We start from the raw sequence: 12,038 nt of genomic DNA on the forward strand, positions 1-12,038 counted from the left end.
TATTTCCCTGCGGTCTTTTTGTATTGGTGTAACGGCGGATGAAGGGTGTTCTAAAAGGAGAATACCCATGATTATTCAATGTCAAAATGTCCAAAAATACCACGGCGCTGAGCTCGTGCTAAATAGCGTTACCTTTGAAATTCGCCAAGGCGAGAAAATCGGCCTCATCGGCCGCAATGGCTGTGGCAAAACCACGCTCTTCCACCTTCTCAGTGGCGGAGAACGCCCGGATCAAGGGCAAATCTCAATCCGTAAAGGCAGCATCGTCGGCATGCTCTCGCAGATTCAAGATTTTCAGGAAAATGACACGGTATATGACATTCTGCAGCGCAGCTTTGCGGAGACGCTGCAATGGCAGCATCGCTTGCGGGAACTGGAGCAAGAGATGTCTCTCTTGAACGCAGAAACCGATGAAGCACATTGGAACCGGCTACTTCGGGAATACGGTAGCCTTCAGGACAAGTTCGAAAATGCTGGCGGCTATGAGATCGAATCCAACATTCAGCGCGTGTCTGCCGGGCTAGGCATTCAACCTGAGCAGTACGACCGTCTCTTCACCTCCCTCTCTGGAGGGGAGAAAACCAAGGTCGGCCTGGCTGAGCTGCTCCTGCGTCGTCCTGATGTGCTGCTGCTCGATGAGCCAACCAACCATTTGGACATGGCGGCCATCGAATGGCTGGAGCAATTCTTGCAGGACTATGACGGCACCATTATTGCGATTTCCCATGACCGTTACTTCCTGGATGCGCTGGTGAAGAAGGTGATCGAGATTGAAGATGGTGAAGCCATCACCTATCACACGAATTACAGTGACTATCAAAAAGAAAAAGAAACACGCCTGCTCCAGCAGTTTGCGGATTATCAGGAGCAACAGAAGAAAATTAAGCAAATGCAGGAAAGCATCAAACGCCTGATAGAATGGGGCAACCGTTCCAATCCACCTAACCCAGGCTTCCACCGCCGGGCTGCTTCCATGCAGAAGGCTCTCGATCGGATGGTCAAGGTGAAGCGCCCGATTCTGGAGCGCAGAACCATGGATTTGCAGCTGGAGCAGAATGACCGCTCCGGGAATCAGGCGCTGATCTTGGACCGGGTTGCCAAGTCTTACGGCGAACGCCTGCTGTTCAAGGAAGCCAGTGAAGTCCTGCGATACGGCGAAACAACAGCCCTCATTGGCGGCAATGGCGCAGGGAAAAGTACGCTGCTGCGAATGGTTCTCGGGGAAGAAACTCCGGACAGCGGCAGCTGCACTCTGGGTTCCCGGGCCGCAGTCGGTTATCTCGCCCAGGAAGCCGTTCCTGGTGACGGGGGACAATCCGTACTCCGGTATTTCCGGGAAGAAGCAGGACTCGAGGAAGGCGAAGCCCGCGGGCAGCTTGCCCGCTTCCTTTTCTACGGAAGCGATGTGTTCAAAGACATTGCGAACCTGTCTGGCGGCGAATGGACCAGGCTGCGGTTCGCGGTACTGATGCACCGCCGTCCGAATCTGCTGATTCTCGATGAGCCCACTAACCATCTTGATATCGATTCCCGTGAAGCGCTGGAAGAAGCGCTTGAGGAATTCCCGGGAACCGTATTGGCCGTCTCCCATGACCGTTACTTCATCAACCGCTGCTTCCGCAAGCTGTGGTGCATTGAAAACGGCCGGTTCCATGTCTTCCAGGGGAACTATGAATACTATAAAGAGAAGCAGGCTGAACTAGCGGCCTCTGCTAGTGCGTCCCAGCAAGACCTTACGGCAACAGGCAAGAATGCTGCTGGCTCGTCACAGCGAAATGGTACTGGAGCAGCATCCAAGGATACTACCCGTTCCTCATCCAATAATGTCACTTCTCGCCCTGCTCGTTCTCAAGCCGCCTGGGAACAGGACATCGCTGCTGCGGAACAGGTACTCGGAGACATCGATGCCCGAATGATGGACCCGCTAATCGGCAACGATGCGACTGCGCTCACAGAACTCCAGCAGGAACGGGATGCTGCGCAGGAGAAGCTGGATGAGCTCTACTCCGCCTGGATGGAAGCCGCTGAAGGTGCTGTTGAGTAACACAGCAGCTCTGATTGCAATCTGACACAAGCCGCGGAGCACACTGTGTATTTAACGTGAAGTAAAGACGCTGAACCCAAGCGTTGAAGCAGAGCGTTATTGGATGCGATATACGATAGATACAATAAGATATGATAAGAGGACGATATGGTACGATTCAATTCGATGCGATACGTTTCGATGCGATAAGATGCGATAAAAAGACGACTGCGAGAAGAGTCGTCTTCCCCTCATCTTTTGGCACACGGAAGGCTCCCTCTAAAAAACACTGGAGTGAATACTATGAATAACACAGAACAGATCGAGCAGTTTTGGAAAGAATATCTCCGCGTACATCCCGAAGCTGGTGATCACTATGTGGCCTGGGCCTTCGGCGATAGCCCGGAGATGGCCGACGAGCTTCTGGACCTCGTGCTGCGGGGAATCAAGACAGGAACATCCTCTAACTATGCAATGTATGAGCTTGAAGGGGGAACACCTCCTCGCGTTGGAGACCAAGCCATTCTCCTGAACGGGCTAGGTCAGCCGAAGGCGGTGATTCTAACCACGAAGGTGGACGTTCTACCGTTTAACGAGGTTAGTGCCGAATTTGCCTATACCGAGGGGGAAGGCGACCGGACATTGGACTATTGGCGTGCTGTCCATGAGGATTTCTTCTCTCGGGAGGCCAACTTCTGGAATGTAGCGTTTGACACCGGGATAATGGTCCTGTGTGAGAATTTTGAAGTTGTCTACTCACCATCCCACACCCTCTAAAAATACCAAAAAGGCTGCCTCTTCGGACCGAAGAGCGCAGCCTTTGTTATATGCGGCTAAAGTTATAGAATAAGTGTGTACTTTGTGCTGGTTCTAACGCCAAATGCCCATAATCCAGCCAAAGACCGAAATCCATAGCGGGATGCTGATCAGAAGGCCCCATAACAGCCCGGTAGCAATATTGCCTTCCGCAGGACGTTTCACACCCTCCTGTTGCAACGGAAGTCTCAATTCTTCTTGTTCCATGCGATCCCCTCCTAAAATATCTATCGTCACAGCAGAGGAAAAAATGTAGACCGCCTGGCCCAAAAAGTAAAAATTTTAGTCTTTTTTTAGATATAAAGGCTCAGCGGTTTTTTAAATTGTAAGTGCTTACATAATGGATATTAACCATTCTCTCCGGTATTCGAAACGTCTATACACCGGGAAGTCATACATTATATGCATGACTCCTAGTCCAAAATGACTGCCTTGTCGGGATTTTGCAAATATTCAAACATAGTCTGCAGTTGAGTCTTCGTATTCCGTTCTTCCGAAAGCTCTGGCAACTCGTCTACCCCGAAGAAAGCGACCCCACTGGTCTCCACTCCTACGGCAGCCTCACCGCCGGTAATTCGGCAGAGGATGAACAGCTTGTAGATATGGTAAGGTTCCGGAGGATGCTGATGAAACTTTTTATCCAGTACGGCCAGTAAGCGGACGGCTTCAGTCTGAAAGCCCGCTTCTTCAGCAATTTCCTTGACGACGACCTCACTCGGGGAAAGCCCAATATCAGCCCAGCCGCCGGGTAGCGCCCATTTGCCATCCAGCTTCTCACGAACGAGCAAAATCTTGTCCTCGCGGAACACTACACCCCGAATATCCACTTTGGGCGTGCAATAGCCTTCATCTCCTGCGAAAGCCAGTCTGATCTTCTCCTTGCTCTCAAAAGAATATTGGGCCAGAATATCCACACTCAGCTCACGGAGGGCCTGATAACGCTCAATGTCATACACATCTTTAGCATAAGCCAGACCTGTTTGAGCAATCGCCTGGATCTCTTTAGCCCAGGATAACCATTTCTGTTCCATGAATAATCCCTCTTCTCCTTGGATTCTTCCGCAGGGTACAGTCTATTGGCAGAGCATGATGTGACGGGAAAAGCCCGCCTTTTTAGCAATACAACGGTCCTTGATCGTGAATCCCGCATCGGTAATCATCTCATCCATGGCCTCAATCGCCACAATCACGGCACGGTCTGCAATCCGCCGGGCATTCGTTAGAATGGAGAATTGTTCTTCCGGTGTAATGCTGGAATACAGATTATAAGGCATGTCTATGAATGCAACGTCATAGTGGTCCTGAATATCAGCGATATCCCCCAGAGTAACTTCACTGTTATATCCAAAATGAGCAATGTTCGTTCTGGCTCCAGTGGCAATCATCGGATTGATATCCCGGCCGACAATATCGATACCCATAGATAAAGCCTCAACCATAACCGTACCAATTCCGCAGCAAGGATCAATCGCCTTAATGCCCTGCGGGTCTGGAATCCCCATGTTAATCGCTGCCCGGGCCACGCGTGTGCTGAGCGCAATGGAGTAGCTGCGGGGTTTTTTCATATGACGGAACCAATCCGCGTTATTCTTATGGTACGGCCCGAAGTACCAGCGTCCGCCCAAAGTGACAATGCCGTATACCAACTGCGGAGAGTTCACATCCGCTTCGCCTTCAATGCGCAAACCGATTTCCCGCTCAATTCCTCTGCGCTCATCATATTCGATTTTATTCTCAGCTGTCAGATCGTTGGTCTTGACGAAAATAACTTTAAACGTCTTCTCCCCTACCTGCACCTGTTCCGTTTGTTCATAGATCTCAGGCAAGCTGTCGCCCGCATACATAACATCAATCCGTTCCTTAACAAAAGGGCTGCGGCTGACGTCCACTTCAATATCGCTGGCAAAAATAGATGGACCCACGTTCTGCCCAAACAAGCAGCGCAGCTCCATCGCACATAAGGACTCTTCATCCACTGAGCTAGCGTAAGTATAGATAAATGCAGGTGTTTTAACCTCTTTATGCAAAATATTCCCATCCTCTGTTCATATAATCGTTCCTCTTACCTCCATGCAGCTTGTACAGCGCTTCGCCAATTAGGTTAACCCAGTCTATCATGGTTACTGCTTAGTAATCAATAATTGGGAGAGAACCGTCAAGGGGCGCTGCATTAAGGAAAAAAGGGCTGGCGGGCTCCATTTTGCAATCCTTTTTGCTCACTTTGGCGTTCTCCAGTATAATGTTTCCTGTAGCACGCATTCTAAGAACGGTAGTAAAGACTAGACTTTTGGTTGACTGACCCTCTGGCTAGACCTTAAGCCCGTCGTGCGGGCATACATTTTAAGGAGGTACATATCACTATGTCATACGAATCTTATTTTCAAACTCACCGGGAGGCACATCTCGATGAGTTAAAGCAGTGGCTTACCATTCCCAGCATCTCTGCCTTGTCTGCGCACAAGGATGATGTTCTGGCGGCGGCACACTGGCTGCTCGATACATTGAAACGGGCCGGGCTGGAGAACATTGAGCTTCATCCCACTGCCGGACACCCTGTCATATATGCCGATTACCTTCATGCGCCGGGCAAACCGACCGTCCTGGTCTACGGCCATTATGATGTACAGCCGGTAGATCCGCTGAACTTGTGGACGACCCCGCCTTTTGAACCGGAGATCCGCGATGGCAAGCTGTTTGCCCGTGGAGCAACAGATGATAAAGGTCAAGTCTTCCTGCACATCAAGGCAATCGAGGCCATCCTGAAGGAAGAAGGCACCCTTCCGGTCAACATCAAACTCTGCATCGAGGGCGAAGAAGAGATCGGCAGTGCACATCTCCCACCATTCCTCGAAGCTAACAAAGAAAAGCTCGCAGCAGATGCCGTGCTTGTCTCGGATACCTCTCTGCTTGAGCGCGGCCGCCCGGCTATCTGCACAGGACTACGCGGTCTCTGCTCGCTGGAGGTCACTGTAACGACTGCCCTGACCGATCTGCACTCCGGCTCGTACGGTGGTGGCGTTCCGAATGCTCTGCATGCCCTCGTATCGCTGCTGACTAGCCTCCATGACGATAAGGGCCGCGTTGCGGTTGAAGGCTTCTACGAAGGTGTTCCGGAATTGTCCCCGCTACTTCGCGAAGAGTTCGCCAAGCAGGGCGTAGACGAGAACAAGATCAGAGAAGGACTTGGACTGGATTCGCTGTACGGCGAAGAAGGATATAGCTTCGTAGAGCGGATTGGTGCTCGTCCTACGCTTGAACTGAACGGTGTATACGGCGGCTTCCAAGGCGAAGGCAGCAAGACGGTCATCCCTAAAGAGGCACATGCCAAAATCACTTGCCGTCTCGTAGGTGACCAAGATCCTCAGCACGCACTTGATGTCATCGAGGCTCACCTGAAGGCTAACATTCAAGCTGGTGCGAAGGTTCATGTGAAGCAAATGGAGAAGGCACGCGCCTTCAATAGTGATCCTTCACATCCGATTCTGCAAACCGCAGCTGATGCCTACGGTAAAGTGTACGGAACCCGGGCGCTATTCACCAAAGACGGCGGCTCCATTCCAATCATGGAGAGCTTCGCCCGCGTACTGGAAGCGCCGGTGGTATTGATGGGCTTTGGCCTTGACGACGAGAACCTGCATGCACCAGATGAGCATTTCAACCTGGAGAACTTCGATAAAGGTCTGCTGACCATTGTTGAGTTTTTGAAAACAGTATAAGGACAATAACGTTAAAGCCCGACCTCCCATTAAAAGAGGCCGGGCTTTTTTTTGCGATAACGAAGTGAATGATCATATGTACTTCAGAATCATATGTACTTCGGGAGCTTATCCCCTCAGTAAACCCAATGATGTATCAGCTTTTGGACCATATAAGCATATGGATTCACAGCAATTTTAGATATGGTAATGAAGAATGGGACAGGATCACTTATGCCAATATCAATTCCACTACTATGTGAAATTTCTGGCTGTTCGAGCCCATATTGTTCTGTCAGTCTATCTCTGGTTTCACTATCAATTACGTTACCATTCTGCGCATCAATGTAACCAGGTTGTCCGAAGACCAAAATTAGGGTAAGTAGGGCTATCAGTAAGGTTAAATATTTGTTTTTCATCGTATATCTCCTAGATTCATTCCTTTAATTGGCAGGGGCACATCATTCAAGACTCTATTTTAGCGTTTTTGGAACAATGTGTAAATACTAAACACTACTATTTCCCCGTTCAATCCATTCGGAGCAAGGGGACGTTTGGAGCTGTAGTCGCAAAGCTCTAACCTGAAAGCTTTCCATAGGAGCCAGCACCGGAACATAGACTGTCGACAAATTTCAAGTGCTAGAGGCGATATATTTCCCTTCACCAGTCATCTTAAGTTAAAAAGAGCAGCAAACTCTCCAACTAACGGCATTTTTGTACCTTATTTTTCTCCAATATAGGCAAATGAGGTAAGTAAGGGCATTATTGTATCTTATTTTTTCAAAAATGTACGCTAGACGGGGATTCTGGAAGATTTAAGGTACAATATTGCACTTAATCTCCACTAATTCTTGGCTGCAGACGATTTAAGGTACAAAAATGCCATTAATTAATTCGATACTTCTTATATAAGCTCTATTTTCTTAACTACTATATAAGCCGAACAAAAAAAGTAACAAAAAGCGAGAAGGAACAAAAGGGGAAATTGGGAACTGTAGGAGCGGTAGCGAACGCCAAAAAACTTTCCGAAGGAAAGCCCGCAGCGGAAGATGGGCTGTCTCCAAACTTCAACTGCAAATAGGTGTACAAATAGAAAGAAATCTGGAGACAACAGCAGCCGGAAATCCAAACATTCCGAAGTAGTGACGACTGAGCCTTACGTTTGGCTCTTACGTTCAGTTCTTACGTTTGGTTCTTATGTTCAGTTCTTATGTTCAGTTCTTACGTTCGTCTTATAGAGCACGTTATTCGTCAGATGGACCAGTCATTATGAACAGGCGGTAGAGCTTAAGACGGTATTGTCTCAGCGTTTAAACTGGAAGCTGTCTCTAAATTAAAGTGGTTGGCCGGCCAACCTTTCATGCTCTGGTTCAATGTGAATCATCACCTGGGCACGTACGAATGTTGCTTTAATGGTTTGTTCAATTTCGTCGCATAGCTGATGCGCAGTTTTAACATCCATCGTGGAAGGGATTACCAGGTGGAAATCCACATACTCTTCCGGACCCGATCTGCGGGTGCGAAAATCATGAAACTCAATATATCTCTCTTGGAAGGATTCAATGAGACGCATAATTTCATTCTCCTCTTCCTCAGCTAATCGCGCATCAATCAAAGGAGGAAATGATTCCTTGAGCAGCTTGAAGGCTTCTCTCATAATGTACAGGGCCAAAACAATCCCGATTACCGGATCCAGTATCGTCCATCCCGTGAGGGTAACCAATAATAAACTGAATGCAACGCCCAAAGATGTGAAAACATCGGTAAGCAGATGCAGCGCATTTGATTTCATCGCCACAGAATGAAGCTCTTCGGCTTTCTTCTTAACCTTCAGAGAAACCACAAAGTTGACGCCACCCCCGACAACCATAACAAGGATTCCCAAGAAGGGAAGTGCGATTTCCGTCGGGTTCATTATTTTATGCACACACTCATAAATAATCCAGATCCCAGCTACAAAAATAAGTAACGTTTCAACTGTGCCTGAGATATTCTCTACTTTACCGTGGCCATAAGGGTGGCCTTTATCCGCAGAACGCGCCGAAATCCGCACCGAAATAAAAGCAATCAACGAAGCAACCAAATCCAGCGCGGAATGGATCGCTTCCGAAATAATGGCTACAGACCCTGTAACTATTCCGATAACAAGTTTTAACGAAACAATGAATGTGTTGCTAAGCACAGATAGGAAAGCCGTCTTCGAACCATTCAAGAGCTTCACAACCTTTTTTCCAGGATTAAGTAAAACTTAACAGACAAATAGCGAGTGGGTCTAGAGAAACCTTGTTGTGAAACCACAATGAAGTATGCCCTAATTTAAAGTTTTTCCAATGGGAAAGAAAATAAGCAATACTCCTTTGAAAATAAAGACTTATCAGACAGCACTGTGTCACAGAAAAATGACATAATCGCTGACTCTCCATTCAAATATATGTGTACAAAAAGAGCCTGCCCTCTGAAGCTGCAAGCCCTTGTCCTTATTTCGTATTTAACAAATGTTCACAAAGAGTAACATACATCTCTTGCTTCTGGAGTGACTTTATAAGGTACAGTGGGTTAACATCGATCGGCGCTATTAATTTCACAAGTGATGCAAATTCCTCAAATGTTGGCGCAGAACCCTTTAGCAAGTAATCGTCAGGAACTGAAAATAGTTCATTGCGTCTTTTTATATCCTCTATCTTCTCCCGATGAAAGATATCCAGTTGCTCATCTCTTTCCGCAGTTTGCTCTGAAAGCCGCCGGTTTAAAATGTACAATACATCATTTAATGATCGGGTTTGCTTCTCCGTGAAATCATGATCGAGCAAGAACATGAAATAAGGATATTCATCAGAGGCAACCACCGTTCTCATTAGTTTGATCTGATATCTCAGAAGCTCCAGTTGTTCTTCAATGCTCATTGAATCTCCACCTTTATTTTAAATATTCGCCTGAGTCTATTTCAGAGAAATTACATTGTAATATTTAATGCGTTCTATTTATAATATGTGGAATTGAGAATATTAAGCAAAAACACTAAAGGTAAGCTGACAATATCGCCATATGCGCAACAAAAAAACCCTTGCAGCGCAAGGGTTTGGGTAATTTAATATTGGAGCGGGTGATGGGAATCGAACCCACGCTATCAGCTTGGAAGGCTGAAGTTCTACCATTGAACTACACCCGCAACAGAAAATTTAATACAAGAGATATCTTATCATTCTTTAGCCTGAAATGCAATACTTGGATATGCCTAAGTTGAAATTTATGGAATCAGTGCGGCATACCCAGCATCGAGGACTGGAGAAAAGAGACCTCGAACTCCGCCGCCCGGATCGGCTTGCTGAACAGAAAGCCCTGCCCCTCATGGCAGCGCTGCTGGCGCAGGAATTGCAGCTGCTCCTGATTCTCGACGCCTTCGGCGGTGACTTTGAGCTTCAGGTGGTGGGCCATGGACGTAATGGTCGAGACGATAGCCGCATTGTTGCTATCCTCCATCACTTCGGCCACGAAGGAGCGGTCGATCTTCAGCCGGTCAATCGGCATATTCTTGAGGTAATGCAAAGAGCTGTAGCCTGTGCCGAAATCGTCAATACTGATGAACACACCAAGCTCCTTGAGCCGTTTTAGCTGTTCGAATGCTGTCTCCTTGTCCAGAGTCATGCTCTCCGTAATCTCAAGATCCACATAACTTGGGTCCAGCCCGATTTCTGATAAAATGCTGCCGATCTTGCCGGCCAGGTTGGGCTGCAGGAACTGGCGCATCGACAAGTTAATGGATACGCAGATGGGCCGGTAGCCAGCCTCCTGCCATTTTTTATTTTGCAGGCAAGCTGTCCGCAGCACCCATTCCCCTATCGGTACAATGAGCCCACTCTCTTCCGCAATCGGTATGAAATCGGCCGGGGAGACCAGCCCGCGCTTAGGGTGATTCCAGCGCAGCAGCGCCTCCATGCCCACAATTTCTTCCGTTTCAAGCTCTACCTGTGGTTGGTAAACCAGATAAAATTCGTCCCGCTCCAAGGCTCTCCGCAGATCATTCTCCAGCTTCAACCGCTCCTTGGCCTTCATTTGCATAGCCGGTATGTAGCGCCTTATATCTACGCCCTGCTCCTTAGCATTATGCACGGCCGTATCCGCATTCTGGATCAATTGTTCAGCCGTCTCTCCATCCCCCGGGTAAATGCTTAGGCCCAGACTCAGGGAAATATGATATTCACTCGATTCAAGATTAACCGGCGTCTCAAACAGCCCCAGCAGCTCCCTGGCCCGAACCAGACTGTCCTCCAGGCTGGACTTCTCCTTCATCAGAAAAGCAAACTCATCTGCTCCCATGCTAAAGAGCTCTTCATGGGACTTGACCTCGGAACTGATACGCTGGGAAACCATCTGGAGAAGCAGATCCCCGGCAAAATGACCCAAAGAGTCATTGATATTTTTAAAATGATTAATATTCAAGATGGCGACTGCGGAGAGACTCCTGGCCTCGTCCTTGTTCGTGTTCTTGATCATTTCTTCTACGCGCTGCATCAGACGGCGCCTGTTCGGCAGTCCCGTCAGGTCATCATGAAAGGCCAGATAATTGATCCGGGCTTCAATCTGCTGTTTCTCATGGAAGGGCTCTTCAATCGTCAGCCGATAAACCCCGGTAAGCAGGAAATAATAGGCCACGACTCCACAGATCATCCCGAACAGATAATCCACATCGCCGAGATGAAGAGGATACATATAGAACGTTTGCCCAAGAGCGAAGAAAATCAGCGCCCGGATGATGATCAACAAGGATGCGGATTTCTCCTGCTTGTCTGGAAAGAGTATAGCGACCACGCCGATCAAATAGAGAACAAGCACGGCAATATCTACAATTTGTTTCAACGTGCTCTCACCGGCATCCGTCAGCAGTTGAGGGAATATAGTTCTTCCGAAAAAAAATACACTCAGGGACAGCACAATAAGCACAAGAGACACCCGAAACACTCTGCTTTTATGAGAATAAGAGACGGCAGGAGCTTTTCTGCTAAAAATAAACAGGATGCCAAGGGCACTGGCCAGACGCGATGAGGTCAGCAGCCACAATGATTCATCAGAGCTTATGTAGGAAGATATCCAGGGAATGCCGACAAAGCTGAGCGTATGCAGGAAATCAAAGATGCACACTCCTAAAAATAGCGCAGAGGCGTAGAGTCTCGCTTTGGACAATCTGTTCGAGAAAAATAGCCAGCCCTGTGCAAAAATTGCAAACCCGAAAGCAACACTGCAGCAGCCTGCAATAAGGTATAACGCTGCCAGCAAGGACCAGTCCTCATCCAGATTTAACGATGAATGAAAAATCTGAATCAGAAGGAACAGCAGCGCCCCCAGTATAGCCGCACGAATTGTTTTTTTCTCTTCTTGTCTCATAAGTCCCTCGCGTCCAAAAAATGATATCTATATTCATATCTAATGGAATGGATTTTTTTACCCTATTTATAAATATCGGTTGGTTGGGTCTATAAAGTTACAGCGTTCTTTCGACAATAAAA

At 48.0% G+C, this 12,038-nt stretch carries 10 protein-coding genes and 1 tRNA gene; 3 read left to right on the forward strand and 8 right to left on the reverse strand.

The genetic code is table 11. The annotated features are described in order from the left end of the window. Positions 1-67 precede the first annotated feature (67 nt). A complete protein-coding gene (abc-f, locus tag ACFVU8_RS15845) occupies positions 68-2,044 on the forward strand; it encodes a ribosomal protection-like ABC-F family protein (RefSeq protein WP_387428362.1) in 1,977 nt (658 codons plus the stop codon). 282 nt (positions 2,045-2,326) lie between these two features. Beyond that, positions 2,327-2,800 (forward strand): ASCH domain-containing protein, encoded by a 474-nt coding sequence (locus ACFVU8_RS15850; protein ID WP_387428364.1) that lies wholly within the window; start codon positions 2,327-2,329, stop codon positions 2,798-2,800. A 93-nt stretch (positions 2,801-2,893) separates the two neighbouring features. On the opposite strand, the gene ACFVU8_RS15855 is transcribed toward ACFVU8_RS15850, so the two are convergent. The 3 genes from ACFVU8_RS15855 to ACFVU8_RS15865 form a co-directional block, all read right to left on the reverse strand. Beyond that, positions 2,894-3,046 (reverse strand): hypothetical protein, encoded by a 153-nt coding sequence (locus tag ACFVU8_RS15855; RefSeq protein WP_175371189.1) that lies wholly within the window; start codon positions 3,044-3,046, stop codon positions 2,894-2,896. A 206-nt stretch (positions 3,047-3,252) separates the two neighbouring features. Continuing rightward, positions 3,253-3,870, reverse strand: coding sequence for an NUDIX hydrolase (locus tag ACFVU8_RS15860; protein WP_379465330.1), 618 nt, complete (start codon positions 3,868-3,870; stop codon positions 3,253-3,255). A 42-nt stretch (positions 3,871-3,912) separates the two neighbouring features. Further along, a complete protein-coding gene (locus ACFVU8_RS15865) occupies positions 3,913-4,866 on the reverse strand; it encodes a TRM11 family SAM-dependent methyltransferase (protein ID WP_387428366.1) in 954 nt (317 codons plus the stop codon). A 333-nt stretch (positions 4,867-5,199) separates the two neighbouring features. Here ACFVU8_RS15865 and ACFVU8_RS15870 point away from each other — a divergent pair, with 333 nt between their 5' ends. Then, positions 5,200-6,555 carry a dipeptidase gene (locus ACFVU8_RS15870; protein ID WP_379465333.1) on the forward strand — a complete coding sequence of 452 codons (1,356 nt, stop codon included), beginning with the start codon at positions 5,200-5,202 and terminating at the stop codon, positions 6,553-6,555. A gap of 116 nt (positions 6,556-6,671) precedes the next feature. On the opposite strand, the gene ACFVU8_RS15875 is transcribed toward ACFVU8_RS15870, so the two are convergent. The 5 genes from ACFVU8_RS15875 to ACFVU8_RS15895 all read right to left on the reverse strand — a co-directional run bounded on the left by ACFVU8_RS15875 (position 6,672) and on the right by ACFVU8_RS15895 (position 11,916). Continuing rightward, positions 6,672-6,953, reverse strand: a complete 282-nt coding sequence (locus ACFVU8_RS15875) for a hypothetical protein (protein ID WP_379465334.1) — start codon at positions 6,951-6,953, stop codon at positions 6,672-6,674. A gap of 914 nt (positions 6,954-7,867) precedes the next feature. After that, positions 7,868-8,746: a cation diffusion facilitator family transporter gene (locus ACFVU8_RS15880; protein WP_387428776.1), complete on the reverse strand. Its 879-nt coding sequence runs from the start codon at positions 8,744-8,746 to the stop codon at positions 7,868-7,870. Between the two features lie 265 nt (positions 8,747-9,011). Beyond that, complete coding sequence (locus ACFVU8_RS15885; RefSeq protein ID WP_387428367.1) at positions 9,012-9,437, reverse strand: DUF1878 family protein; 426 nt, start codon at positions 9,435-9,437, stop codon at positions 9,012-9,014. A 192-nt stretch (positions 9,438-9,629) separates the two neighbouring features. Beyond that, positions 9,630-9,703, reverse strand: a tRNA-Gly gene (locus ACFVU8_RS15890). 86 nt (positions 9,704-9,789) lie between these two features. Then, positions 9,790-11,916 carry a putative bifunctional diguanylate cyclase/phosphodiesterase gene (locus ACFVU8_RS15895; RefSeq protein WP_387428368.1) on the reverse strand — a complete coding sequence of 709 codons (2,127 nt, stop codon included), beginning with the start codon at positions 11,914-11,916 and terminating at the stop codon, positions 9,790-9,792. Positions 11,917-12,038 lie beyond the last annotated feature (122 nt).

The sequence above is a fragment of the Paenibacillus sp. NPDC058177 genome (genome assembly GCF_042883835.1).
Classification (GTDB): domain Bacteria; phylum Bacillota; class Bacilli; order Paenibacillales; family Paenibacillaceae; genus Paenibacillus_AQ; species Paenibacillus_AQ agri.

Bases quoted from the DNA above. Each gene is read 5' to 3' on its own strand.
- ACFVU8_RS15875 (WP_379465334.1), bottom strand. From the start codon at position 6,953: ATGAAAAACAAATATTTAACCTTACTGATAGCCCTACTTACCCTAATT.
- abc-f (WP_387428362.1), top strand. From the start codon at position 68: ATGATTATTCAATGTCAAAATGTCCAAAAATACCACGGCGCTGAGCTC.
- ACFVU8_RS15870 (WP_379465333.1), top strand. From the start codon at position 5,200: ATGTCATACGAATCTTATTTTCAAACTCACCGGGAGGCACATCTCGAT.
- ACFVU8_RS15855 (WP_175371189.1), bottom strand. From the start codon at position 3,046: ATGGAACAAGAAGAATTGAGACTTCCGTTGCAACAGGAGGGTGTGAAA.
- ACFVU8_RS15850 (WP_387428364.1), top strand. From the start codon at position 2,327: ATGAATAACACAGAACAGATCGAGCAGTTTTGGAAAGAATATCTCCGC.
- ACFVU8_RS15885 (WP_387428367.1), bottom strand. From the start codon at position 9,437: ATGAGCATTGAAGAACAACTGGAGCTTCTGAGATATCAGATCAAACTA.
- ACFVU8_RS15860 (WP_379465330.1), bottom strand. From the start codon at position 3,870: ATGGAACAGAAATGGTTATCCTGGGCTAAAGAGATCCAGGCGATTGCT.
- ACFVU8_RS15895 (WP_387428368.1), bottom strand. From the start codon at position 11,916: ATGAGACAAGAAGAGAAAAAAACAATTCGTGCGGCTATACTGGGGGCG.